The 23,261-nt window shown below is 72.9% G+C and carries 24 protein-coding genes; 8 read left to right on the top strand and 16 right to left on the bottom strand.

What is annotated here, in order from left to right; genetic code table 11:
* Positions 1-2: 2 nt before the first annotated feature.
* Both ABEA81_RS27985 and ABEA81_RS27980 read right to left on the bottom strand, forming a co-directional pair.
* Positions 3-494 carry a tripartite tricarboxylate transporter TctB family protein gene (locus tag ABEA81_RS27985; protein ID WP_345608798.1) on the bottom strand — a complete coding sequence of 164 codons (492 nt, stop codon included), beginning with the start codon at positions 492-494 and terminating at the stop codon, positions 3-5.
* Positions 491-1,510: a tripartite tricarboxylate transporter substrate binding protein gene (locus ABEA81_RS27980; protein WP_345608796.1), complete on the bottom strand. Its 1,020-nt coding sequence runs from the start codon at positions 1,508-1,510 to the stop codon at positions 491-493. Before ABEA81_RS27980 ends, ABEA81_RS27985 begins: the two co-directional genes overlap by 4 nt.
* A gap of 155 nt (positions 1,511-1,665) precedes the next feature.
* On the opposite strand from ABEA81_RS27980, the gene ABEA81_RS27975 reads away from it, so the two are divergent.
* Positions 1,666-2,613: a 2-hydroxyacid dehydrogenase gene (locus tag ABEA81_RS27975; RefSeq protein ID WP_345608794.1), complete on the top strand. Its 948-nt coding sequence runs from the start codon at positions 1,666-1,668 to the stop codon at positions 2,611-2,613.
* A 240-nt stretch (positions 2,614-2,853) separates the two neighbouring features.
* Here ABEA81_RS27975 and ABEA81_RS27970 read toward each other — a convergent pair whose 3' ends face one another.
* The 4 genes from ABEA81_RS27970 to ABEA81_RS27955 are packed head-to-tail and all read right to left on the bottom strand — an operon-like array spanning position 2,854 to position 6,891.
* Positions 2,854-3,096 carry a hypothetical protein gene (locus ABEA81_RS27970; RefSeq protein ID WP_345608792.1) on the bottom strand — a complete coding sequence of 81 codons (243 nt, stop codon included), beginning with the start codon at positions 3,094-3,096 and terminating at the stop codon, positions 2,854-2,856.
* 5 nt (positions 3,097-3,101) lie between these two features.
* Positions 3,102-4,427: an ABC transporter permease gene (locus ABEA81_RS27965; RefSeq protein WP_345608790.1), complete on the bottom strand. Its 1,326-nt coding sequence runs from the start codon at positions 4,425-4,427 to the stop codon at positions 3,102-3,104.
* Positions 4,424-5,137 carry an ABC transporter ATP-binding protein gene (locus ABEA81_RS27960; protein ID WP_345608787.1) on the bottom strand — a complete coding sequence of 238 codons (714 nt, stop codon included), beginning with the start codon at positions 5,135-5,137 and terminating at the stop codon, positions 4,424-4,426. The genes ABEA81_RS27965 and ABEA81_RS27960 overlap by 4 nt, the downstream gene beginning before the upstream one ends.
* Complete coding sequence (locus ABEA81_RS27955; RefSeq protein ID WP_345608785.1) at positions 5,137-6,891, bottom strand: HlyD family efflux transporter periplasmic adaptor subunit; 1,755 nt, start codon at positions 6,889-6,891, stop codon at positions 5,137-5,139. The genes ABEA81_RS27960 and ABEA81_RS27955 overlap by 1 nt, the downstream gene beginning before the upstream one ends.
* A 304-nt stretch (positions 6,892-7,195) precedes the next feature.
* Here ABEA81_RS27955 and ABEA81_RS27950 point away from each other — a divergent pair, with 304 nt between their 5' ends.
* Complete coding sequence (locus ABEA81_RS27950) at positions 7,196-7,597, top strand: VOC family protein (protein ID WP_345608783.1); 402 nt, start codon at positions 7,196-7,198, stop codon at positions 7,595-7,597.
* 118 nt (positions 7,598-7,715) lie between these two features.
* Here the strand turns inward: ABEA81_RS27950 and ABEA81_RS27945 are convergent, their stop codons facing one another.
* From ABEA81_RS27945 to larE, 7 genes are all read right to left on the bottom strand, one after another.
* A complete protein-coding gene (locus tag ABEA81_RS27945) occupies positions 7,716-9,509 on the bottom strand; it encodes an IlvD/Edd family dehydratase (protein ID WP_345608781.1) in 1,794 nt (597 codons plus the stop codon).
* Complete coding sequence (locus tag ABEA81_RS27940) at positions 9,506-10,279, bottom strand: SDR family NAD(P)-dependent oxidoreductase (RefSeq protein ID WP_345608779.1); 774 nt, start codon at positions 10,277-10,279, stop codon at positions 9,506-9,508. The genes ABEA81_RS27945 and ABEA81_RS27940 overlap by 4 nt, the downstream gene beginning before the upstream one ends.
* The gene (locus ABEA81_RS27935; protein ID WP_345608776.1) at positions 10,279-11,826 is read right to left on the bottom strand and encodes a UxaA family hydrolase; all 1,548 of its coding nucleotides are present in this window, start codon (positions 11,824-11,826) and stop codon (positions 10,279-10,281) included. Before ABEA81_RS27935 ends, ABEA81_RS27940 begins: the two co-directional genes overlap by 1 nt.
* Entirely contained in the window at positions 11,817-13,124 is a 1,308-nt protein-coding gene (locus tag ABEA81_RS27930; protein ID WP_345608774.1) for a nickel pincer cofactor-dependent isomerase, group 22, read from the bottom strand. The genes ABEA81_RS27935 and ABEA81_RS27930 overlap by 10 nt, the downstream gene beginning before the upstream one ends.
* A gap of 101 nt (positions 13,125-13,225) precedes the next feature.
* Positions 13,226-14,344, bottom strand: coding sequence for a nickel pincer cofactor biosynthesis protein LarC (gene larC, locus ABEA81_RS27925; RefSeq protein ID WP_345608772.1), 1,119 nt, complete (start codon positions 14,342-14,344; stop codon positions 13,226-13,228).
* Positions 14,341-15,135, bottom strand: a complete 795-nt coding sequence (larB, locus tag ABEA81_RS27920; RefSeq protein WP_345608770.1) for a nickel pincer cofactor biosynthesis protein LarB — start codon at positions 15,133-15,135, stop codon at positions 14,341-14,343. The genes larC and larB overlap by 4 nt, the downstream gene beginning before the upstream one ends.
* Positions 15,132-15,959, bottom strand: coding sequence for an ATP-dependent sacrificial sulfur transferase LarE (larE, locus tag ABEA81_RS27915; RefSeq protein ID WP_345608768.1), 828 nt, complete (start codon positions 15,957-15,959; stop codon positions 15,132-15,134). Before larE ends, larB begins: the two co-directional genes overlap by 4 nt.
* 80 nt (positions 15,960-16,039) lie before the next feature.
* Between larE and ABEA81_RS27910 the strand changes: the two genes are divergently transcribed.
* The 4 genes from ABEA81_RS27910 (at position 16,040) to ABEA81_RS27895 (ending at position 18,981) form a co-directional block, all read left to right on the top strand.
* On the top strand, positions 16,040-16,411 hold the full coding sequence (locus tag ABEA81_RS27910) for an STAS domain-containing protein (protein WP_345608765.1): 372 nt from the start codon (positions 16,040-16,042) through the stop codon (positions 16,409-16,411).
* A gap of 81 nt (positions 16,412-16,492) precedes the next feature.
* Positions 16,493-16,933, top strand: a complete 441-nt coding sequence (locus ABEA81_RS27905; protein WP_345608763.1) for an ATP-binding protein — start codon at positions 16,493-16,495, stop codon at positions 16,931-16,933.
* Positions 16,930-17,709 (top strand): SigB/SigF/SigG family RNA polymerase sigma factor, encoded by a 780-nt coding sequence (locus ABEA81_RS27900; protein WP_345608761.1) that lies wholly within the window; start codon positions 16,930-16,932, stop codon positions 17,707-17,709. The genes ABEA81_RS27905 and ABEA81_RS27900 overlap by 4 nt, the downstream gene beginning before the upstream one ends.
* 36 nt (positions 17,710-17,745) lie before the next feature.
* On the top strand, positions 17,746-18,981 hold the full coding sequence (locus ABEA81_RS27895) for an NAD(P)/FAD-dependent oxidoreductase (RefSeq protein ID WP_345608757.1): 1,236 nt from the start codon (positions 17,746-17,748) through the stop codon (positions 18,979-18,981).
* A gap of 72 nt (positions 18,982-19,053) precedes the next feature.
* On the opposite strand, the gene ABEA81_RS27890 is transcribed toward ABEA81_RS27895, so the two are convergent.
* Positions 19,054-19,275, bottom strand: a complete 222-nt coding sequence (locus ABEA81_RS27890; protein ID WP_345608755.1) for a DUF3618 domain-containing protein — start codon at positions 19,273-19,275, stop codon at positions 19,054-19,056.
* Positions 19,276-19,356: 81 nt separating this feature from the next.
* Here ABEA81_RS27890 and bcp point away from each other — a divergent pair, with 81 nt between their 5' ends.
* The gene (bcp, locus tag ABEA81_RS27885; RefSeq protein ID WP_345608753.1) at positions 19,357-19,824 is read left to right on the top strand and encodes a thioredoxin-dependent thiol peroxidase; all 468 of its coding nucleotides are present in this window, start codon (positions 19,357-19,359) and stop codon (positions 19,822-19,824) included.
* 41 nt (positions 19,825-19,865) lie between these two features.
* Here bcp and ABEA81_RS27880 read toward each other — a convergent pair whose 3' ends face one another.
* Both ABEA81_RS27880 and ABEA81_RS27875 read right to left on the bottom strand, forming a co-directional pair.
* The gene (locus ABEA81_RS27880; protein WP_345608751.1) at positions 19,866-21,203 is read right to left on the bottom strand and encodes a 6-phospho-beta-glucosidase; all 1,338 of its coding nucleotides are present in this window, start codon (positions 21,201-21,203) and stop codon (positions 19,866-19,868) included.
* Complete coding sequence (locus ABEA81_RS27875; protein WP_345608749.1) at positions 21,200-21,964, bottom strand: DeoR/GlpR family DNA-binding transcription regulator; 765 nt, start codon at positions 21,962-21,964, stop codon at positions 21,200-21,202. The genes ABEA81_RS27880 and ABEA81_RS27875 overlap by 4 nt, the downstream gene beginning before the upstream one ends.
* A 249-nt stretch (positions 21,965-22,213) precedes the next feature.
* Here ABEA81_RS27875 and ABEA81_RS27870 point away from each other — a divergent pair, with 249 nt between their 5' ends.
* Positions 22,214-23,260: a carbohydrate kinase family protein gene (locus ABEA81_RS27870; RefSeq protein WP_345608846.1), complete on the top strand. Its 1,047-nt coding sequence runs from the start codon at positions 22,214-22,216 to the stop codon at positions 23,258-23,260.
* Position 23,261: the final 1 nt, after the last annotated feature.

Genomic DNA, 23,261 nt, shown 5'->3' with positions numbered 1-23,261 from the left:
GGCTATCCCAGGAGGCCTTCCGGGAGCGGGACGAGCAGCAGCTCCTCGAACACCACGAAGATGAACCCGGTGGTGACCGCGGCGGCGAGCACGGCGATCAGCGGGCGCGCCCCGAGCGTCCACATCAGCAGGAACAGCAGCACGCCCATCGTCAGGAGGAACCCGAGCGTCTCGGCCAGCAGCAGGTACCCGACGACGAGGCCGAGCACGGCGAGCGCGCGCAGCCACCCCCGCGCCGTGACCCCGGCGTCCGGATCGGCGGCCGGTTCCCCCCGGGCGAGCACGGCACGCACGACGAGCACCAGCCCGAAGAGCACGAGCAACCCACCGACGATGCCCGGGAAGAGCGCCGGGCCGGGCTGGCCGTCCGGGAGCTCCGGGAACGTGCGGACGTGCAGCACGACGGCGGCGCCCAGGGCTGCGGTGAGGAGCCCGCTGACGAGGTCGTGGCGCCACGGGACGCCCGACGGCGCGGGTGCGGGTTCGGTCGTCACGCGGCCAACCCGGCGGCCCGCATGATCTCGCCCTTCTCGGCGTCCTGCGCCGCGAGGTACGCGCCGAAGTCCTGGGCGTTCTTCCAGACGATGCCGAAGCCCGCGGTGCCCATGAACTCCTCGTACTCGGGGCTGTGCACGATCCCGTCGAGGTGGCAGCTGAGCTCGCCCACGATGTCGTCGGGCAGGCCCTCGGGCCCGGCGATGCCCCGCCAGGCCGCCATCGTGAAGTCGATGCCCTGCTCGCGCAGCGTCGGCACGTCCGGGAGGTTCGGCAGGCGCTCCTCCGCCATGACGGCGAGGGCCTTGGCGCGCCCGGACTCGATCATCGTGTGGTTCTCGACGAGGCTCGCGGTGGAGACGTTGATGCCGCCGGCCACGAGCTCCTGCAGGGCGGGCGCCGCGCCCTCGCTGGGCACCCAGCGGATCGCGTCGGCGGGCAGCCCCGCCTCGAGCAGCATGCCGGCCCGCGCCAGGTCCCAGATCCCGCCCCGGCCGGTCCCGGACGCGGTCATCGCCCCGGGCTGCGCCTTCGCCTCGGCGAGCAACTGCTGGACGTCGGTCCACTGCGCCTCGGTCCGCACCGTGACGCCCGCCGGGTCGGAGTTGACCAGACCGATCGGGGTGAGCTGCTCGTACGTGAGGTCCGTCAGCCCCTGCCAGTGCATCATCGTGATCTCGACGGTGGCCAGGCCGATCGTCGTGCCGTCGGGGCGCGCCGTGGCGATGGCGCTGTGGCCCACCACCCCGCCGCCGCCCGTCCGGTTGACGACGTTGACCTGGACGCCGAGCCGCTGACCCAGCTGGGTGCCGATGAAGCGCGCGACGCTGTCCGTGCCGCCGCCTGCCGCCCAGGGAACGATCAGCTCGATCGGGCGGCTCGGGAAGTCGTCGGAGGTGTCGCACGGCGACTTCGGCGCGTCGGAGGCCGCTCCGCCACCGGCGCCGCAGGCCGCCAATACGACGCTCAGCGCTATCGGAAGGGCAGCGAGACGGATGCGACGCAGCAACGGCATGGGTGACCACTCCAGTCGACGGTGACGGCGAGTGCCCGCATGATGTGCGGCTACGCCCGATCGGGTCAATCACCTTCTGCGCCTACCACTATTCGCGATCCGCATAGTGCCGCCCGGTGCGGCTCCGGCGCCGCGCGTTGAGCAGAGTTGTCGCCATGACCCGTCCGACCGTCCTGATGCCGGTCCGCATGCACGACATCGTCGTCGACGCCTGTGAGGAACGTTTCGAGCTCCTGCGGCTGTGGGAGGCCACCGACCCGGACGCGCTGCTCGCCGACCGAGGCGGCGACGTGCGCGGCCTCGCCGTCGGCGGGCACCGGCGCATCGACGCGGCCCTCTTCGACCGGCTGCCGGAACTCGAGATCGTGGCCAACTTCGGCGTCGGGTACGACAGCGTGGACGTCGACGCGGCCACCGAGCGCGGGGTGGTCGTCACCAACACCCCCGGCGTGCTGGACGACGAGGTCGCCGACACCGCGCTCGCGCTGCTCCTGATGACCGTGCGCGAGCTGGGACAGGCCGAGCGGTACCTGCGTGCCGGGCGGTGGGCCGCCGAGGGCCACTACCCGCTCACGGACCTGACGGTGACCGGCCGCAAGCTGGGCATCCTCGGGCTGGGCCGGATCGGCGAGGCGATCGCGCGCCGCGCCGAGCCCTTCCGCATGACGGTCGGCTACCACAACCGCAGCCAGAAGGACGTCCCGTACCGCTACTACCCGTCGCTGCTGGAGATGGCGCGCGACGTCGACATCCTGCTCGTCGTCGTGCCGGGCAGCGCCGCCACCCGGCACCTCGTGGACGCCGAGGTGCTGGAGGCGCTCGGCCCGGACGGCGTGCTCGTCAACATCGGACGCGGCAGCGTCGTGGACGAAGCCGCGCTCGTCGCCGCCCTGAAGACGCGCACGATCCGCGCCGCGGGGCTCGACGTCTACGAGGACGAGCCGAACGTCCCGCGGGAGCTGATCGACCTCGACAACGCCGTCCTGCTCCCGCACGTCGGTTCGGGGAGCAAGCCCACGCGGCGGGCCATGGCTCGGCTGGTGGTGGACAACCTGACGAGCTGGTTCACGGAAGGTCGCGCCGTCACCCCCGTCAACGGGTGAGGCCTCGCCGCGCAGCGGCGCCAACTTCCAGTACCACGTACCACCGGCCGCTGGCCTCCGGCGGCGCCGTGCGTCGTGCCGGGCCACCCCTCCCGGGCGGGCTGGGGGCCCTGCCCGGTGGGACGATCACGGCGAGATGGCCGCCATCTCTGGGAGCAACCATTTCCCCTTGATCGCCGCCGTGCCCCATCTCCGACGTGCCGATCGACCCGCGGGCCGTGTTGCGAGCGATCGTCGCGATCAGCCGCCACCGCCCCGAGCCCCTCCTTGCGGCCCTGCACGGCGGACGCCCCCGGCCGGCGCTCCACCACCCTGCCCACCCGTGACCACCGTGGGTGTATCGGGGGTGAGGGCCCGCTGGGTCAGCGCGCCGCCCGCGAACCCGAGCACGAAGATCAGTGCGGCCACCAGTACGAGGGTGAGCGTTCGGTTCCGTGGTGGCCGCTCCCACTCCGGTTCCAGCAGGTCGTCATGACGTTCCATCGGCATCACTCGTATCGGAGGGCGTGGATCGGACGCAGGTTCGCCGCCTTGTTCGCGGGGTAGAAGCCGAAGAACAGCCCGATCGCCACGGACACGGCGAACGCGAGCAGCACCGAGAACGGCGCGACGATCATCTGGAAGCCGCCGATCGACAGCGAGCCGACCGAGACCCCGATGCCGATCCCGAGCAGGCCGCCCGCGACGGAGAGCATCGTGGCCTCGAGCAGGAACTGCCCGACGATGTCGGACTTCTGCGCGCCGATCGCCTTCCGGATGCCGATCTCCCGCGTCCGTTCGGTGACGGTGACGAGCATGATGTTCATGACCCCGATCCCGCCCACGAGCAGCGAGATGCCCGCCACCGCCCCCAGCAGCAGCGTGAAGGTCGCGTTGACCTCCGAGACCGCCTCGAGGATCGACGTGGGACTGGAGATCGAGAAGTCCGGGACCTCCGTGCCGTGGCGGGCGTTCAGGATGGCGGTGACCTCGGCCGTCGCCACCGGGACCCCCTCCGCGGACACCGCCTTGACCGAGATGCTCGACAGCGGCCCGTAGCCGGTGAGGGTGTCCTGCACCGCCGTCATCGGCGCGAGCACGCGGTCGTCCTGGTCCTGCGGCCCGCTGCTGCCCTTGGCGGTCAGCAGGCCGACCACCTGGAAGGCCACGCCGTTCAGCTGGATCGGCTGCCCGACGAGCGCCTGCCCGTCGCCGCCCGCCAGCGCGGTGGCGACGGTGAGCCCGACGAGCGCCACCCGGTTGTGGGCCAGGTAGTCGGGGTCGGTGATCGGCACGCCCGCCTGCACCGTGTCGTCGACGTTGGTGAGGTAGCTCGGGGTCGTGCCGGTCAGCGTGGCGACGTCGTGCGACGCGCCCTCGTAGGTCGCCGTCACCGAGCTCGCCGTCACCACCGGCGCCACCGACGCGACGGTCGGCGCAAGCTCGGGATCGACGAGCGCCTCGGCGTCCTCGAGGGTCAGTTGCGACCTGCGGATCTCGGTGCCCCGGTCGTCCTCCTCCGGCTGCTGTGCGAGAGCTCCCGGACCGACCGGGCGCGGGCCGCCGCCCCCGAACATGCCACCACCACCGCCGACGATGCGCGGGCCACCCCCGCGGCCGCCGCCGCCCTGACCGGTCTCCGGCGTGATCGTCAACGTGTTGCTGCCCAGTGCGCTGATCGACGCCGTCGTGGCGGCGCTCGCCCCGGTGCCCGCGGCCACGAGGATGATCACCGCGGCGACGCCGATCACGATCCCCGACATCGTCAGCACCGAGCGCAGCTTGTTCGCCAGCACCCCGGCCACCGCGAACTGCAGGCTCTGCCCCAGGTTCACGAGCCCACCGCCGGCACGGGCACCGGGGCCACCCGCTCGTCCGAGAGGATCCGGCCGTCCCGCATGTACAGCACCCGCTTCGCGCGCCGCGCGACCTGCTCCTCGTGGGTGATCACCACGAGCGTCCTGCCGTCCGCGTTGAGGTCGTCGAACAGGGCCAGCACCTCGTCCGTGCTCCGGCTGTCGAGCGCCCCGGTCGGCTCGTCGGCGAGCAGCAGGACGGGATCGGTGGCGATCGCGCGGGCGATCGCCACCCGCTGCTGCTGCCCACCGGAGAGCTCGGACGGGCGGTGGTGGACCCGGTCGCCGAGCCCCACCCGCTCCAGCGCGCGCAGCGCCCTGCTCCGCCGCTCCGGCCCGCGGACGCGGGCGTAGGCCATCGGGAGCTCGACGTTGCGCAGGGCGGTGGTGCGCGGGATCAGGTTGAACGACTGGAAGACGAACCCGATCTTCCGGTTGCGGATCAGGGCCTGCCGGCGATCGTCGAGCCGCCGCGTGTCCACGCCGTCGAGGGCGTAGCGGCCTCGGGTCGGGAGGTCCAGGCAGCCGATGATGTTCATCAGCGTCGACTTCCCCGAGCCCGACGCCCCCATCACCGCGACGTGGTCACCGCGTTCGACGACGAGGTCGACACCGTCGACGGCCCGGACCACGGTGTCGCCGCTCCCGTAGATCTTCGCGACCCCGCGCAGCTCGATGACCGGAGCCATCACCGGCCACCCGTCCTGGGGAAGCCCGCGCCGGAGCCCGCGGTCGCGACGGTCGGCGACGGCAGCACCAGCACGTCGCCCTCCTCGACCCCGCTGACGATCTCCGTCTCGGCCGGCCCGGACACCCCGATCCGGACGGGGACGACGGTGTCGACGCCGTCGCGGCGCACCGTGACCGTGCTGCGGTTGCCGGTCGTGGTGATCGCCTGCGTCGGCGCCTTCAGCACACCGGTCGCGTTGCCCGTCGTGATCGACAGGTTGGCGGTGGCCCCGACCCCGACGCCGGCAGGCGCGGTGTCCAGGGAGATCGTGACCGGGTAGAGCACCACGTCGTTCGACACCGTGCTCTGCGGGTCCTTCCGGGTGACGGTGCCGGTCGCCGTGGTCCCGGTCGCCGGGAACGAGACCGTGGCCTGCTGGCCCAGCTCGAGCTTCGCGGCGTCCGCCTCCGGGATCTGCGCCGTCACCGCGAGCTCGCTGGGGTTGGCGATGACGATGAACCCGTCCCCGGCCGACGTGGCCGCATCCGACGCCGCCGTGTCGCCGCTGTCGTCCCCGTTGCCGTTCCCGGACGAACCCGAGTCGTCGTCGGAGCCCTGCCCGCCCGCCGACTCGCCCACCTCGCCGTTCACGGCGAGCACGACCCCGGCCTGCGGCGCCTTCAACGCGGTCTCGTCGACGGCGCGACGAGCGGTGTCGACGTCGACCTGCGCGCCGTCGACCGTGGCCTGTGCCTGGGCGATCTCCTCCGGGGTCTGCGGGTGCTCGTTCTGCTCGGCGGTGAGCTTCGCGGCCGTGACGTCACCCTCCGCCTTCGTCACGGCCTGCTTGTTCGTATCGATCGTCGTCTGGCCCTTCAGCAGGGTGTCCGCCCGCGCGTGTTCGGCATCCGTGACGACCTGCCTGCCCTGGTCGAGCGTCGACTCGCGGGTCTGCTCGGCCGTCGTGACCGCCTGCTCGTCGGCCAGCAGCACCGAGTCGCGGGTGTTCTCGGCGTTCTTCGCGGCCAGCTTCGCCGAGGTGCAGCTGCTGGACGTGCTCCCCGACTCCTCGCTGTCCTCCGCGAGCGAGTTCGCGCCACTGCAGGCCGCCTTCTCCTCGGCCTCGGCCTGCTGGACGAGGGTCTTCTGGGTCTTGGTGTCGGCCTCGAGCTTGTCCTCGGCGTTCTCGATGGCCGTGGCGGTCGCCTTGTCGTCGTTCGCCAGCTGGGTCTTCGCGCTGTCGATCGCCGACCGCGTCGACGCCCGGTCGAGCTCGAGCTGCTTCTCCGCGGCCGTCACGGCGGCCCGCGCGTTGTCGAGTGCCTGCTCGGCCTGCGTGATCGCCAGCTGGTCCTGCCGCGACTGCACGTCGGTCGGCCCGGCCTTCGCCTGGTCGAGCGCGGCCTGCGCCCCCGCGAGCTGCGCCTCGGCGGTGCGCAGCTCGGCCTGCGCCGCGGCGTCGTCGATCGTGGCCAGGGTCTGGCCGAGGGTCACGGTGTCGCCCGGCTCGACCGCCACCGAGGTGACCGTGCCCGACCCCTCGAAGCTCACCGGCGTCCGCAGCGACGACTCGGCGTTGCCGCTCCCGGTGACGAGCGCCGTCACGTCGCCCCGCGAGACCGTCGCCGTCCGGGCGACCGGCACCTCCCCACCCGGATGGGTGATCACCAGGACCGTCGCCACGATCGCCCCGACCAGCAGCAGGAGCAGCCCGATGTTCAGCCAGCGCGTGCGGGCCCACGCCCATGCCGCCGAGAGTTTCCGGTCAGCCACCGTCGCCATGCCACCCTTTCTCCCCGATTATTGGAATGCGCTGGGAAGCAGCTGTGAATCTCTTATGAAGCAGCTTCGTCCGCGCATTTCAAGAATGCGAAGATAGCGGAGTGGGAAATGGGAACGATGAAGGGGATCAGTTCAGGCGGTGAAGGGCTCGAAGCCCGAGGTCCATGAGCCTCTCCTTTCCAGGTTCGGCATCGGACGCCGCGCCCTCGGCCACCGTGACGGCGCACGAGGCAGGTCACCCGCGGGCGTCCGATCCGTTCACGACCTGGGGCGGCGGCCGACTTACCGTCCAGCCATGACACCACCCTTGACCTCGGCAGCCGTCCAGATCTTCGCCAAGGACGTCCGGCGCGCGATCGCCTTCTACCGCCTCCTCGGCCTGGCGGTTCCCGAGCCGGGAGCGCCCGATCCGCACGTCAACGCCGACCTCCCCGGCGGCAACCAGCTGTGGTTCGACGCCCAGGAGACCATCACCGGCATGCACCCGGAGTGGAACCCTCCGGACACCGCCGGACGAGTCGCCCTCGCCTTCGGGCTCGGCTCGCCCGCCGAGGTCGACGCGATGTTCGAACGGATGACGGAAGCGGGGCACCCCGGCCCGCTACCGCCCTACGACGCGCCGTGGGGACAGCGCTATGCCACCCTCCTCGACCCGGACGGCAACATCGTGGACCTGTTCGCCCCGCTCGCCGGCTGAGCTCGGAGGTCGAGCTCACCCGCTGCGGCCCCATCGAGGAGAGCGGCCCGTGTCACGATCCGGCCGATGTCGTGAGTGGATACGGGTGCTGGAGCACTCGTATCCACTCACGGCTGGGTCAGTGGTTGTCCCGCGGCAGGCCCTTGCTCGCCACGCGCTGGTAGGCCACCGCGGGCTTCAGGACCATGCCCTCCGAGAGCTGGTCCACCATGCCGCGCTGGATCTCCTGCCACGGGGTCTGGGAGGCGGGCATCGGGTAGCCGCCTGCCTCCTCCAGCCGCCGCCTGCGCTCGGCCAGCTCCTCGGCGGGCAGGAGGATGTCCGCGGTCCCGGCGCCCAGGTCGATGCGCACCGGGTCGCCGGTCTGAAGGATCGCGAGCCCGCCGCCCGCGGCCGCCTCGGGCGAGGCGTTCAGGATCGACGGCGAGCCGGACGTGCCGGACTGGCGCCCGTCGCCGATGCACGGCAGCGCGTGCACACCCCGCTTGATCAGCTCGGCGGGCGGCTGCATGTTCACGACCTCGGCCGCTCCCGGGTAGCCGAGCGGACCTGCTCCCCGCATGAACAGGAGGCAGTCCTCGTCGATCTTGAGCTCGGGGTCCTCGATGCGGTGGTGGTAGTCCTCGGGTCCGTCGAAGACGACCGCCCGGCCCTCGAGGACGTTCGGGTGGTCCGGGTCGGACAGGTAGCGCTCCCGGAACTCCGGCGAGATCACACTCGTCTTCATGATCGCGCAGTCGAACAGGTTGCCCTTCAGCACCAGGAACCCGGCGTCGGCCTGCAGGGCGTTGTCGAACGTGCGGATCACGTCGCGGTCGGTGGCCACCGTGTCGCGGCAGTTCTCACCGATGGTCTTCCCGTTGACGGTGCGGGCGCCCTCGCGGATGAGGCCGTGCGCCATCAGCTCGTTCACGACGGCGGGCACGCCGCCGGCCCGGTAGAACTCCTCGCCGAGGTACTTGCCCGCCGGCTGCAGGTCGACGATCAGCGGGATCTCCAGGCCGAGCCGCTGCCAGTCGTCCATCGGCAGGTCGACGCCCACGTGCCGGGCCACGGCCGTGATGTGGATCGGGGCGTTGGTGGAGCCGCCGATCGCGGAGTTGACGACGATCGTGTTCTCGAAGGCCTCGCGCGTCATGACGTCGGACGGCTTGAGGTCCTCGTGCACCATCTCCACGATCCGCCGCCCGGTGAGGTAGGCGTTGCGGGCGCGGTCGCGGTGCGGCGCCGGGATCGCCGACGAGCCGGGCAGGCTCATACCGAGCGACTCGGCGAGTGCGTTCATCGTGGACGCGGTGCCCATCGTGTTGCAGTGCCCCGGCGACGGCGCCGACGAGGCCACCATCTCCACGAACTCGGCCTGGTCGATCTCCTCGGCGGCCAGCATCTCGCGGGCCTTCCACACGATCGTGCCCGAGCCGGTGCGCTGCCCCTGGTACCAGCCGTTGAGCATCGGCCCGCCGGACAGCACGATCGCGGGGATGTCCACGGTGGCCGCGGCCATCAGGCACGCCGGGGTGGTCTTGTCACAGCCGGTGGTGAGCACGACGCCGTCGAGCGGGTAGCCGTGCAGCACCTCGACCAGCCCCAGGTAGGCGAGGTTGCGGTCGATCGCCGCGGTGGGCCGTTTGCCGGTCTCCTGGATCGGGTGCACCGGGAACTCGAACGCGATCGCGCCCATCTCCCGGATCCCCTCGCGCACCCGGTCGGCGAGGACGAGGTGGTGGCGGTTGCACGGGGCGAGGTCGGAGCCGGTCTGCGCGATACCGATGATCGGCTTTCCGGACTGCAGCTCCTCGCGTGTGAGGCCCCAGTTCATGTACCGCTCGATGTAGAGGGCGGTCATGCCGGGGTTCGCGGGGTTGTCGAACCACGCCTGGCTGCGCAGGCGGCGACCGTTCTGATCCGTCATGGCGTGAGCTGCCCTCCGTTGACCTCGATCACCTGGCCGGTGACGTAGCCGCTCATGGCCGCCGAGGCCAGGAACAGCACGGTGCCGACGCACTCCTCCGGAGTACCCGGGCGCCCCATCGGGATGCCGGCGACCATCGCGTCCATCTGCTGCGCCGGGGTGTGCCGCTCGTGGAACGGCGTGGTGATCACACCGGGCGCCACCGCGTTGACGCGGATCCCGTCCCGGGCCAGCTCCTTGGCGAGGCCACGGGTGAACGTGCTGACCGCGCCCTTGCTCGTCGCGTACGCCACCGAGCCGCCCGCGCCGCCGGTGCGGGCCGCGATCGAGGTGAGGTTGACGATCGCGCCGCCGCCCTGCCCCTTCATCACCGGGATGACCTGCCGGCATGCGGCGAACAGGGACGTCATGTTGAGGTCCATGACACGGGCGAAGTGCTCGTCGGTCATCTCCGCGATCGGCATGCGCCCGAGCAGGTCGCCCGCGTTGTTGACCAGCACGTCCAGCCGCCCGTGCGCGGCGGCGACCTCGTCGACGAGGCGTGTGGCCCCGGCCGCCGAGGACAGGTCCGCGGAGACGACGGACGCGGCGCCTCCCGCCTCCTGGATCGCGTTCGCGGTCTTCTCGGCGCCCTCGCGGTTGTGCCCGTAGTGGACCACGACGTGCGCACCGTGGCGGGCGAAGCCCCGCGCGACCGCGGCGCCGATCCCGCTGCCCGCGCCGGTGACCAGGACGACCTTCTCCGTGAAGTCGAGCATCACATCGCCCATCACATCACCGCACCCAGCTGCCACGGCACGAACTCCTCCTGCCCGAAGCCCAGCTCCTCGCTGAACGTCTTGCGCCCGGATGCGGTGTCGAGGATGAACCGGAACAGCCGCTCCCCCACCGCCTCGACGGACTCGCCGTCGGAGAGGATCACGCCGCAGTTGACGTCCATGTCGCCGGACATGCGCTCGTACATCTCGGTGTTGGTGGCGAGCTTGATGCTGGGCGTCGGCTTGGTGCCCAGCACCGAACCGCGCCCGGTGGTGAAGCACATGACGGTGGCGCCGCCCGCGATGATGCCGGTGACCGACACCGGGTCGTAGCCGGGCGTGTCCATGAACGTGAAGCCCTTGGCGGTGACCTTCTCCGCGTAGCCGTAGACGCCGGTGAGGTTCGTGGTGCCGCCCTTCGCGACGGCGCCCAGCGACTTCTCCAGGATCGTGGTGAGCCCGCCCGCCTTGTTGCCCGGCGACGGGTTGTTGTCCATCGACCCGTTGTTCTTGGCGGTGTACTCCTCCCACCAGTGGATCCGGTCGATCAGCTTCTCGGCGATCTCCGGGCTCACCGCGCGCCGCGTGAGCAGGTGCTCGGCGCCGTAGATCTCCGGGGTCTCGCCGAGCACGGCGGTGCCCCCGTGGCGCACGAGGATGTCGACGGCCGCGCCGAGCGCGGGGTTGGCGGTGATGCCCGAGTAGGCGTCGGAGCCACCGCAGTTGAGGCCGAGCACCAGCTCGCTGGCCGGGACGGTCTGGCGGGTGACCTCGTTGGCCTGCGGCAGCATCGCCTGCAGGGCCTCGACGCCCGCCCGCACCGTGGCGAGGGTGCCGCCCTGCTCCTGGATCGTCATCGTGGCGACGGGCCGGGACGGGTCGAGCCGCCAGCCCTCCGAGACCCCGCGGATCTGGTTGACCTCGCAGCCCAGGCCGAGCATCAGGAACCCGGCGAAGTTGGGGTGCTCGGCGTAGCCGGCGAGCGTGCGGCGCAGCACCGCGATGCCCTCGCCGTCGTCGGCCATGCCGCAGCCGGTGCCGTGGGTGAGCGCGACGACGCCGTCGACGTTCGGGAAGTCGTCGAGCACGCCGGGCCGCCGGAACTGGTCGGCGATCATCTTGGCCGCGGTGGCCGAGCAGTTGACCGAGGTGAGGATGCCCAGGTAGTTGCGGGTGGCGACCTTGCCGTCGGCCCGGACGATGCCCTGGAAGGTGGCCCGCTCGGCCTCCGGGACGAACCGCGTCTCCGTGACGTCGGCGCCCACGGCGTAGTCGCGCTCGAACGCGCGGAACTCGACGTTGTGGGTGTGCACGTGGTCGCCGGGCGCGATCGCCTCGGTGGCGAAGCCGATGATCTGGTTGTACTTGCGGACCGGTTCACCCACGGCGATCCCGGCGACGGCGACCTTGTGCCCGCGCGGCACGTCCCTGCGCAGCGTCACCCCGTCCACGACGGTGCCTTCGGGCAGGGCCAGCGCGGCCACGACCACGTTGTCGGCCGGGTGCAGCCGTACGCTCGGCTCCCCGCGCCGCTGGATGCTGATCGGTGTCACTGCCACGGCTGCAGCCGTCCCTCCTCGTCGAACGCCATCGGCACGGCGTCACCGGTGATCTCCAGGTCGCGGTGGGCGTCCACGGCCGGCCGCAACGACTCGGACACCAGGAGGTGTTCGAGGTCGAGCGTGTTGCGCATGCGCACGAGCGTGAGCGCGCTGACGTCCGCCCGCCCGCAGGTGGCGACGGCGGCCGCGATCGTGTCGCGGTCGGTGGCGAACGCCATCGGGATCTGCGCGCGCTGGGGGCCGCCGAGGCCCGAGGTCATCGCGTTGATGTAGACGCTGCGCAGGTCGATCCGCTCGAGCAGCCGGAACGGCACGAAGTCGGCGAGGCCGAGCCCGACGGCGTTGCCGTGCGAGGCGTCGCTGACGTCGAGCACGGCGATGTTGCGGATGCGCGGGCGCTCGAACTCGGCGCTCCCGCGGATCATCATCCGGCCGATGACGTTGGTGTCCATCCCGGCACCGGAGTAGTTCTTGCCCATCTCGTCGATCACCGCGACGTCGATGTCGTCGAACGGGAGCCGGGCCATGCGGCGCTTGGAGTCGACGAGCAACGCGGCCTCGGCGGGCCCGGCGATGTCCGGGGCGTCGAGCAGCTCGATCCGGGCGGCCCGGTCGTAGGCGTTCTCGACGATCGCGATGCCGCCGAGCACCTTGCCGGTGTCGACGATGCGGCGGGCCACCGGCGGGAGCCAGACCGCCAGGTTGGCCGGGCCGAACCGGTGGATGCCCTCGGCACCGCGCTGCTTGCCCAGCCCGATTGCGATGATCTTGGTGATGCCGCTCTCGATGTCGCCCTGGAAGTCGGTGTGGGCCTTGACGCGGTTGATCGCGAGGATGCCGTCGGCCTTCGCGGCGTTGGCGTCGAGGTGCACGGCGGGGCCGTCGGGGAGGCGGTCGATCTCGACGGTCTCCATCGTGGCGCGGATCGGCATGCCGACGCTCTCCTCGGTGATCCCGAGGTCGGCGAGCAGCTCCACCTGGCCCTCCGCGGTGGCGCCGCCGTGCGAGCCCATCGCCGGCACCACGAACGGCTCGGCGCCCGCCGCGCGCAACCACTCCCCGGCCGCGCGCACCACCGCGGGCTTGTCGTGGATGCCGCGGCTACCGGCCGTGATGGCCACGGTCATGCCGGCGCGGATCCGCGCCCGCAACGGCTCGAGCGCCTGCGCCGTGGCCGCGGCGACGTCGGCGACCTGCGCCGGGTCGAACCGCTGCCGCACCGGCAGCAGCCGCGGGAACGGCACGTCGTAGGTCAGGTTCCGGACGGCCTCGAACGGACCGAGATGCGTGCTCACGACGTACCCCCTTGTGCGCGGCCTGCCCACCGAGGCTATGTGCGGCGCCTCACCCGGTCAACGCAACTCCTCTGATGTGTGAGCAGCCAGACGTCCGATGTCTAGGACTGCGCTTCCGATGCCCGACGGGACACCTCGCGGAGCGGGAGGTCCAGGGCCGCGGCCGCGGCGGCCACGTCGTCGTGCTCGGGCTTCACGCCCCACGGCCCGTGCTTGAGCCGTACCGGGTGGCCCTCGACGTCCACGGTGGTGGTGTACCGGGGCAGGGCGGCGCGGTCCACGGCCGTGCGGCGCAGGCCCAGGCTGCCGGTCTCGGCGAGCACGAGCCGCTCGCAGCCCGCCGCGTGCTGGGGGGCCACCAGCACGTGCACGGTGTGGGCGGGCCTGCCCTTCTTCATCACGATCGGCGAGAGCCACGCGTCCGCGGCGCCGGCGTCGAGCAGCCGCCCGACGAGGTGGCCGAGCACCTCGCCGGTGACGTCGTCGACGTTGGTCTCCAGCAGCACCATCGACTCGCCGCGCCCGCTCGCGTCACCGAGCAGCGCCTGGAGCACGTTCGCCCGGCCGGCCGGGTCGCGCCCACCCGCGCCGTAACCGACACCCTGCAGCGCCATCGCGGGCAGCGCGCCGAACCGCGCCCCCGCCGCGACGAGCAACGCGGCCCCGGTGGGGGTCACCGTCTCGCCGTCGCCCGCGCCGACGACCGGAGCGCCGGCCCGCGCGAGCAGCGCCGCCGTGGCGGGCGCGGGCACCGGCAGCACCCCGTGCCGCGTCGCGACGGTGCCCGAGCCCAGCGCGAGCGGCCCGCAGTGCACCTCGGTGACCCCGAGGAGGTCGAGGGCGGCGGCCACGCCGACCGTGTCGACGACCGTGTCGAGCCCGCCGATCTCGTGCAGGTGCACCCGGGCCGGATCGATGCCGTGGATCCCGGCCTCCACCTCGGCGATCTCCCGGACGGCCCGCGCCGCGACCGGCACGTCGGCAACCCGGGCGAGCAGCTCGTCGGCATGCCGCTCGGTGGCGGTGTCGGTGACCTCGACGACGGCCCGGGTGGCCCCGATCCCGCCGCGCGTGACGCGCTCGGCCGTGAGCTCCCAGCCGTCCAGCCCGGTGCCCGCCACCGCCGCCCGCACCCCGTCGAGCGGGGCGCCGAGGTCGAGCAGCGCGCCCAGCAGCATGTCGCCGGAGATCCCGCTGAACGGGTTGAGCCAGAGGATCACCGAGCGACCCGGAGCGCCATGCGGTGGGCCGCGATCGCCGCCCCGAAACCGGAGTCGATGTTCACGACCACCACGCCCGCCGCGCAGGAGCTGAGCATCGCCAGCAGGGGCGTGACGCCCTCGAACACCGCCCCGTACCCGACGGAGGTCGGCACGGCGATGACCGGGCAGCCCACCAGCCCACCGACGACGCTGGGCAGCGCGCCCTCCATCCCGGCCACCACGATCACCGCGTCGGCCGCGGCGAGCGTCTCCTTCTCGGCGAGCAGGCGGTGCACCCCGGCCACCCCGACGTCCCGCAGCTGGAGCACCTGCAGTCCGATCGCCGTGGCGACGGCCGCGGCCTCGGCCGCCACCGGCCAGTCCGATGTGCCGGCGGACGCCACCACCACGCGGAACGGCCGGGCGGGCGCGGGCCGCCACACCAGCAGGCGGGCGACCGGGTCGTACGTCCCGCCCTCGACGGCGGCGCCCACCTCGGCGGCGTCCTCGGCGCTGATGCGCGAGACCAGCACCGGGCCGTCGTTGCCCGCGAGCAGCGACCGCACCACGCCGACGACCTGGTCGACCGTCTTCCCCGGCCCGTACACCACCTCCGGGAGGCCGAGCCGTGCCTCCCGGTCGGTGTCGGGCCGCGCGTACCCGAGGTCCTCGAATCCGCGATTCGCTCGGCCTCGCTGCGCTCGGCCGGGCGCTTCGCGCGGGCTCTGTGACGTTGATTCCCTCGCTGTACCCACCCACCCCGCCGGCTCCGCAAGCTCCGCCGGCTTCCATCCCCCGGGCTCGCTCATCGCGCGCCCGGCATCCCCAGCAGCACGTTCATCCGCCCGCTGGCGAACCCCTGCATGTCGAGCGCGCAGAACTCGAAGCCCGCGCCACGGACGGCCCGGTCCAGCTCGGACCGCAGGCCGGCGGCCCGCGACACGTCGTCGGCCGGTACCTCGACCCGCGCCACCGCGCCGCCACCGTGGGCCCGGACCCGGCACACCGGGAAGCCCAGCGACCGCACCGCCTCCTCGGCCCGCTCGACGCGGTGCAGCACCTCCGGGGTGACCGGGTCGCCGTACGCCACACGCGAGGCTAGGCAGGCTGCGGCGGGCTTCTCCGCGGTGGCGAGGCCGAGTGCCGCGCTGACGCGGCGCACGTCGGACTTGCCGAATCCGGCGTCGAGCAGCGGCGCGATCGCCCCGCGCGCGGCCGCAGCGGCCTGGCCCGGCCGGTGGTCGCCGAGGTCGTCCGTGTTGGTGCCCAGCGCGATCCGCGCGCCGGAGAGCGCGGCCAGCGGGGCGAGCGCGTCGAAGAGCGCGGACTTGCAGTGGTAGCAGCGGTCCCCGCCGTTGGCGACGTACTCGGGCCGGTCGAGCTCGTCGGTGGCGACCTCCACGTGCGCGATGCCATGGGCGGTGGCGAACGCCCGCGCGGCCGCCCGCTCGCTGCGCGGCAGGCTCGCCGACACCGCCGTGACGGCCACCGCCCGTTCCCCGAGCTCCTGCGCGGCGACGGCCGCCACGAGCGCCGAGTCCACCCCGCCGGAGTAGGCGACCAGCAGCCGCGGCTCGGCGCGCACGCGTTCGCGCAGCGCGGCCAGCTTCACCTCATCAGACGTCTCGGACACGACCGCAGCCTAAGCGGGTGATGCGCACCTCGACACCGGGAGCGCGGGGTAGGGTTCGCGCGGCGAGGCGGAGGTGACACATGGGCGATTCGGGCCGGCCCAGCCCCGAGGTCCTCGACGCCGCGGTCACCCGGCCGCATCCGGACACGGTGGTCCTCGCGGTCCGCGGCGAGATCGACACGCTCACCACGCCCGCGTTCACGGCCGCCATCGAGGAGCTGCTCACCTCTTCGGGCGAGGTTCTCGTGATGGACCTCACCGAAGTCCGGTTCCTCTCGTCCAGCGGCCTGGCTGCGATGATCTCCGCGGCCCACCGGGCCGAGGACCGCGGGATCCGGTTGAGGCTGGTCATCACCAGTCGAGCGGTGCGCCGCCCGCTGGAGGTCACCGGCACCGCAGCCCTGTTCGAACTGCACTCCGACCCGGACTCCGCGTACGGGGGCCGCGATTGAACCCGCAAAGACCAGGTAGCAAGATAACAACCCCCCGGTGCGGTGACCGCACCTGAGGAGACCGGAAGGAGACCCGGCAGCGTGTCCGACCTGGACTCCCCCTCGCCCGCCGACGCACTCGACGGGGCATCGACCGTGGAGGTCCGGACGTCGGCGAGCGCCGCGCTGATCCCCACCATCCGCGCGGTCGCCTCCGACCTGGCCGCGCGGGCCGACTTCGACCTCGACGCCATCTCCGACCTGCGGATGGCCGTGGACGAGGCCTGCGCCACGCTCGTCGACGTCGCCGCGCCCACATCGTGGTTGCGCTGCACGTTCCTGGTACGTCCGGAGCGCATCGAGGTGCACGCACAGGTGCAGACCAAGCACGCCGAGGCGGTGGTCTCCACCGACACCTTCGGCTGGCGGGTGCTGCAGACCCTCGCCGACGAGGTCACCGTGCACCACGATCCCGGTGTCGACAGCGCCGGGCCCACCGTGGGCATCCGGTTGGACAAGCGCTCCGGCGACGTGATGCGGTGACCCGAGCAGACCCCGAGTACGGACACCTCTCGCCCCTTCTCGAACGCTACGCCGCGCTCCCGGTCGACCATCCCGACCGGGAGAAGCTGCGTGAAGAGCTCGTGCGGGGGTTCCTCCCGGTGGCCCAGCACATCGCTCGCCGCTTCTCCAACCGCGGCGAGCCCCTCGACGACCTCGTGCAGGTCGCCACCGTGGGGCTGATCAACGCGATCGACCGCTACGCACCGGACCGCGGCTCCGACTTCTTCTCGTTCGCCGTGCCCACCATCAGCGGCGAGGTCCGGCGGCACTTCCGCGACCTCGGCTGGTCGATGCGGGTGCCACGGCGGCTCAAGGACCTGCACGTCTCGATCAACAGCGCCGTCTCGGAGCTGTCGCAGAGCCTCGGCCGCGCGCCGAAGCCCACCGAGATCGCCGAGCGCCTCGGGGTGCCCGTCTCGGAGGTGCTGGAAGGTCTGGAGGCCGCCGAGGCCTACCGGAGCTCCTCGCTGGACGAGATGCTCTCCTCCGAGCAGGGCAGCGCCACCGTCGGTGAGCTGGTGGGCGAGGCCGACGCCGAGCTCGACCGCGTCGACTTCCGGCAGGCGTTGCGCCCGGTGCTCGCCGAGCTCGCCGAACGGGAGCGCACGATCGTGCTGCTCCGGTTCTTCGGCAACATGACCCAGACCCAGATCGCCGACCGCGTGGGCATATCCCAGATGCACGTGTCGCGGCTGCTGGCCCAGACCCTCGACCGGCTGCGCACCCGGCTGGACCCCGAGACCCGCGTCGGCTGAGCGCTGGGCCAGAATCGCCGGCGGGGGGAGAACGTCATGACCGGTCAGCCGGAGCACGTGGTGATCGTCGGTGCCGGGTTGGGCGGGCTGCGCACGGCACAGCAGCTGCGCTCGGCCGGGTTGCAGGGCCGCATCAGCCTCGTCGGTGCCGAGTCACGGCTGCCCTACGACCGGCCACCGCTGTCCAAGCAGGTGCTCACCGGCGAGTGGGAACCGGCGCGCACCGCGCTGGCCGGGCCCGAGACGTTCGACGAGCTCGGCGTACGCGCGCACCTCGGCAACCCCGCCGTCGCCCTGCGCCCCGGTGACCGGGGCCACGAGCTGGAGCTGGCCGACGGGGCGACGCTGCACGGAGACGCCGTCGTGATCGCCACCGGGCTGGTGGCCCGGGAGCTGCCGGGCCAACCCGCGCCGGTGCACACGCTGCGCACCCTCGACGACGCGCTCGCGCTGCGGGCCACGCTGGAGACCGCGAGCTCGCTGCTCGTCGTCGGCGCCGGGTTCATCGGGGCCGAGGTGGCGAGCTCCGCCCGCACCCGTGGCGCCGCCGTCACGGTCGTCGAGGCGCTCGACGTGCCTGCGGTCCACGCGCTCGGGCCGCAGGTGGGAGCCGTGGCGGGGCGGCTGCTCACCGAGGGCGGCGCCGAGCTGCACACCGGCGCCACGATCACCCGGTTCACGGACGGCTCCGACGGAGCCCCCGGCCGTGTCACCGTCGAACTCGCCGACGGCCGGCAGGTCGCCGCGGAGGCCGCCGTCGTCGGCATCGGAGGTGTGCCGGACCTGGGCTGGCTGGCCGGCCTCGGCCTCGACACCTCGCGCGGCCTCCCCTGCGGCCCGACGGGGCGGGTGCACGGCCTGGACGGGGTGTGGGCCGTCGGCGACGTCGCGTCGTGGGACGACCCGGTGACGGGCGGCCGGCACCGGCACGAGCACTGGACCAGCGCGGGCGACCAGGCCGCGGTGGTGGCCCGGGACGTGCTGGCCGCCGCACCCCCGCCGCCCACCGTGCCCTACTGCTGGTCCGACCAGTTCGGCCTCAAGATCCAGATCCTCGGCCGGCCGGAGCTCGGCGACGAGGTCGTCCCGCTGCACGGCGCGGGCCTCGACGGGGGTCCGGTGCGCGGCACGGTGGCCGCGTACGTCGCGGGCGACCGGGTGGTCGCGGTGGCCGGCTTCGGCGCCGCCCGCCTGGTGGCCCGCTACCGCCCCCTGGTCGCCTCGGGCGCCCGGCTGTCGGAGGCGCGGGAGACGGCGGCGTCGCTCAGCTGAGGCCGAATGCCAGCATGGTGGCCATACTGGCGCAACACGGCAGCATGGCCACCATGCTGGCGTCGGGGGACCTCAGCGGAAGAGCTTGCGGAGCAGCGCGAAGGCCAGCAGCGCGCCGATCGCGATCAGGCCGTAGCGGATCCGCGGGTCGGCCAGCCGGTTCTGCACGCCCTCCTTGCCGGCCGCCACCAGGTGCTTCGGGTGGGCCCGCTCCGAGAGCTCGTCGAGGCTGTCGGCGAGCGCGTCCCTGGCCTGCTCGATCTCGCGCTGGATGGTGTCCGGGTCGCGGGGCACGACGCCTCCTGGTGGTGCGGGTCGAAGGTCTTGCGGGAGGGTGCCACCGTAGATCAGCGGCACGGATGCCAGTATCGCGGCATGACGACCCGTCTGGCCCCCGGCGACACGGCTCCCGGCTTCACTCTTCCCGACGCGGACGGCAAGCCCGTGTCCCTGTCGGACTACCGCGGCCGGCGCGTGATCGTCTACTTCTACCCCGCCGCCAGCACGCCCGGCTGCACGAAGCAGGCCTGCGACTTCCGGGACAACCTCGCCGAGCTGGGCGATGCCGGGCTCGACGTCATCGGGATCTCACCCGACAAGCAGGCCAAGCTCGTCAAGTTCCGCGACGCAGAGGGCCTGACGTTCCCGCTGCTCTCCGACGTCGACAAGGAGGTGCTCACCGCGTGGGGCGCCTTCGGCGAGAAGAAGATGTACGGCAAGACGGTCACCGGCGTCATCCGGTCGACGTTCGTCGTCGGCCCGGACGGGAAGATCGAGCAGGCGTTCTACAACGTGCGCGCCACCGGCCACGTGGCGAAGCTGCGGAAGGACCTCGCGGTCTGAGGCTTCACCGGCTGACGACACGGACGTCGACGCCGGGGAGCTCACCGCGAGGAGTCGCCGAACACCGCCGCAATCCCCGGCAGCCGCTCGCGGTAGCCGTGCAGCAGCTCCCGCGCCACCCCCACCGAGTCGACGAGCGGGTGCTGCGCGAAGGCGCGGAGTGCCAGCCTCTCCGACCCGGCGACGGCGGCCTCGATCGTGTCCTGTTCCACCGCCTTGACCTGCTGGAGCAGGCCCAGCATCGCGCCGGGCAGCGGGGCCGTGGCAAGGGGCGTGACGCCGTGCGCGCCGACCAGGCAGGGCACCTCGACGACGGCGTCCGCGGGTAGACCGGGTACCGCCGCGCCGTTGCGGACGTTCAGGATCATCGTATGGGGTTGCCCGCCCGACAGCGCCGCCATCAGCTCCAGCGCCACCTGCTGGTACCCGCCGCCCGCGACGTCCTCGGCGGCGCGCTCGCCCGCGCCGCTCGCCTCGCGGCTCTCGGCCATGTAGCTGGCGTCGCGCTCGGCGCGCACGCGCGTCCAGCGCTCCAGCGCGCCGGCCGGGTCGGCCGCGGTGTCGGCGTAGAACCGCTCCTGCTGGGCGAGCAGGTACTCCCCGCGCGTGCTCGCCGCCCCGCGGATGGCCGCCACCGCCTCGCGGGTGCGGTAGAAGTAGTAGAGGTACTCGTTGGGCAGCGCCCCGATGGCCCGCACCCAGTCGGCGCCCACGAGCCGCACCTCCTCGATGGAGTCGAGCGCGGCGTCGTCGGCCAGCAGGTCGGGCAGCCGGTCGACCCCGTCCACCCGCAGTCCGCGCAGCCAGCCCAGGTGGTTGAGCCCCACGTACTCGACCACCTGCTCGCCGCCCGCGTCGATCCCGAGTGCCCGCGCGGCGCGCGTGGCCAGCCCGATCGGCGAGTCGCAGATGCCCACCACCCGATCGCCCAGCACCCGCTGCATGGCCTCGGTGATCATCCCGGCCGGGTTGGTGAAGTTGATGACCCACGCGCCCGGCGCCACCGCGGCCACCCGCTCGGCGACGCGCAGCGCGACCGGAACCGTCCGCAGGCCGAAGGCGATCCCGCCCGGACCGGTGGTCTCCTGGCCCAGCACGCCGCAGGACAGCGCCACCCGCTCGTCCACGGTGCGCCCGGCGAGCCCGTCCACCCGGATCGCGGAGAACACGAAGCGCGCGCCGCGGAGCGCCTCGTCAAGGTCGGTGGTGGCGCGCACCGCCGGGCCCGCACCGATCTGCTCCAGCACGGCCCGGATCGCGGTGAGCCGCTCGGGCGCCACGTCGTGCAGGACCACCTCGCTGATCGGGGAGGCATTCCCGAGCGCGCGGTAGACCAGCGGCACCCGGAACCCGCCACCGCCGAGGACGGTGAGCTTCACCGGGGTACGAGCCGGATCTCGGTGCCGGCAGCGGCGCACGCGGCGAGCGTGCCCGCGTCGGCTCCCTCGTTGGTGACGATCACATCGACCTCCTCCGGCCCGCACACGGTGAGCAGCCCGGTGCCCGGGAACTTGCCGCGGTCGGCCACCACCACGGTCTGCTCGGCCGCCTCGATCATCGCCCGCTTGACCGGCACCTCGACGAGCGTGGAGTCGCGCACCTCGCCGTCGCGGGCGATGCCGCTCGTGCCGAGGAACAGCCGGTGCGCACGCACCTCGCGCAGGGCCTGCTCGGTGAGCAGGCCGACGAGCGAGTGGTAGTTGCGCCGCAGGATGCCACCGAGCACGAGCAGCTCCACCACGGGGTCGGAGCGCAGCTCGTCGACCACGGCGAGGCTGCTCGTGATCACGGTGATCCGTCGGCCCCGCAGCGCCCTCGCGAGCCGCGCGGTGGTGGTGCCGATGTCGAGCAGCACCACCTCTCCGTCGCCGACGAGCTCGGCCGCGACGCGGGCGACCGCCTCCTTGTCGCCGGCAGCCACCGTGGCGACCTGGGCGAACGGCACCGGGTCGTCGGCGGCGAGGACGCACCCGGCCCCGCCCCGCACGCGGCGCAGCGCGCCATCGGCGTCGAGCGACTGCAGGTCGCGCCGGATCGTGGACCGGCTCACGCCGAGGTTCTCGGCCAGCGCCTCCACCGAGACCACGCCGGAGGACCGCACCAGGCGGAGGATCTCCCCGTGACGGCTCGCCGGCAGCACGCGCACACCGTAGCCCAGTGACGCGCAGGCGAACAGGCAGTAGCGAGCAACATTCGTCAACACTGCGCAAAGTTGCGCACATGCGGTTGCCATCCGCGCACCCCACCGGCACTATCCGGGCAGACCAACCTTATGGACAGGTGGTGCACGCAGTTGGCCAGCGCGATCGTCGACACCCCGCACGAGCCCGTGTGGTGGGACCCGCTCGCAGACCTGCGCGACGCCGGCTCACCCGCCGTCGACGTGTTCATGTCCGGCACCGTGTTCCTCGACATCGTGTTCACCGGGCTGCCCGCCTCACCGGCTGCGGGCACCGAGGTGTGGGCGTCCGGTATGGCCTCCTGCCCCGGCGGCATCGCCAACCTCGCGGTGGCCGCCGCCCGGCTGGGCCTGCGCACGAGCCTCGCCGCAGGTTTCGGCGACGACGTCTACGCCGACTTCCTCTGGCAGACCCTCGCCGACCAGGAGCGCGTCGACCTCTCCCGGTCCCGCCGGTTCGCCGGCTGGCACTCCCCCGTCACCGTGTCCATGGCCGTGCAGCGCGACCGCAGCATGGTCACCCACGGGCACGAGCTGCCGATCGGGGCCGACGAGCTGATCGGCATCCCCCCGCGCTGCCGGGCGGTGATCACCAGCATCGGCGAGGGCGCCGCCGCGCCCGTCCTCCCGTCCTGGGTGGCGCGGTCGCGGCAGGACGGCGCGCTCGTGTTCGCCGACGCGGGCTGGGACCCCACCGGCACCTGGGACCCCGCGCTGCTGCGCACGCTCGCCGGGTGCGACGCGTTCATGCCCAACGCCGTCGAGGCCATGCACTACACCCGCACCGACACGCCGCGGGCGGCGCTGCGCGCGCTCGCCGAGCACGTGCCGTTCGCGGTCGTCACGCTGGGCGGGGAGGGCGCCATCGCGATCGACGGCGTCACCGGCGAGGTGGCGGAGGTGCCCGCGCTCCCCGTGGACGCGCTGGATCCCACCGGAGCGGGCGACGTCTTCGGCGCGGCGCTCGTGCTCGGCACCATCGCCGGCTGGCCCCTCGAACACCGGCTGCGGTTCGCCGGGGTGTCGGCCGCGCTCGCCGTCCACGAGTTCGGGGGGTCGCTCGCCGCACCCGGCTGGGGCGACATCGGTGACTGGTGGCGCCGCACCCGCGCCTGCGCCGCCGAGGGCAATCCCGCTTCCGTCGAGCTTGCCCGTCGCTACGGCTTCCTCGAGGATCTTGTGCCACGCACCCACGTCTGCGGGGTGCGGCGGGCGGCGGCCACCATCGCCCGCCACTCCGACGTCACCCGCCCCTGAG

The sequence above is a fragment of the Pseudonocardia adelaidensis genome, from assembly GCF_039543345.1.
GTDB lineage: Bacteria > Actinomycetota > Actinomycetes > Mycobacteriales > Pseudonocardiaceae > Pseudonocardia > Pseudonocardia adelaidensis.
The sequence above is the reverse complement of the archived record's forward strand: the minus strand, read 5'-3'. Positions and strand labels throughout refer to the sequence as shown.

Bases quoted from the DNA above. Each gene is read 5' to 3' on its own strand.
- ABEA81_RS27970 (WP_345608792.1), bottom strand. From the start codon at position 3,096: ATGGAACGTCATGACGACCTGCTGGAACCGGAGTGGGAGCGGCCACCA.
- ABEA81_RS27960 (WP_345608787.1), bottom strand. From the start codon at position 5,137: ATGGCTCCGGTCATCGAGCTGCGCGGGGTCGCGAAGATCTACGGGAGC.
- ABEA81_RS27980 (WP_345608796.1), bottom strand. From the start codon at position 1,510: ATGCCGTTGCTGCGTCGCATCCGTCTCGCTGCCCTTCCGATAGCGCTG.
- ABEA81_RS27945 (WP_345608781.1), bottom strand. From the start codon at position 9,509: ATGACGGATCAGAACGGTCGCCGCCTGCGCAGCCAGGCGTGGTTCGAC.
- larB (WP_345608770.1), bottom strand. From the start codon at position 15,135: ATGAGCGAGCCCGGGGGATGGAAGCCGGCGGAGCTTGCGGAGCCGGCG.
- ABEA81_RS27940 (WP_345608779.1), bottom strand. From the start codon at position 10,279: ATGGGCGATGTGATGCTCGACTTCACGGAGAAGGTCGTCCTGGTCACC.
- ABEA81_RS27910 (WP_345608765.1), top strand. From the start codon at position 16,040: ATGGGCGATTCGGGCCGGCCCAGCCCCGAGGTCCTCGACGCCGCGGTC.
- ABEA81_RS27975 (WP_345608794.1), top strand. From the start codon at position 1,666: ATGACCCGTCCGACCGTCCTGATGCCGGTCCGCATGCACGACATCGTC.
- ABEA81_RS27895 (WP_345608757.1), top strand. From the start codon at position 17,746: ATGACCGGTCAGCCGGAGCACGTGGTGATCGTCGGTGCCGGGTTGGGC.
- ABEA81_RS27950 (WP_345608783.1), top strand. From the start codon at position 7,196: ATGACACCACCCTTGACCTCGGCAGCCGTCCAGATCTTCGCCAAGGAC.
- bcp (WP_345608753.1), top strand. From the start codon at position 19,357: ATGACGACCCGTCTGGCCCCCGGCGACACGGCTCCCGGCTTCACTCTT.
- ABEA81_RS27870 (WP_345608846.1), top strand. From the start codon at position 22,214: ATGTCCGGCACCGTGTTCCTCGACATCGTGTTCACCGGGCTGCCCGCC.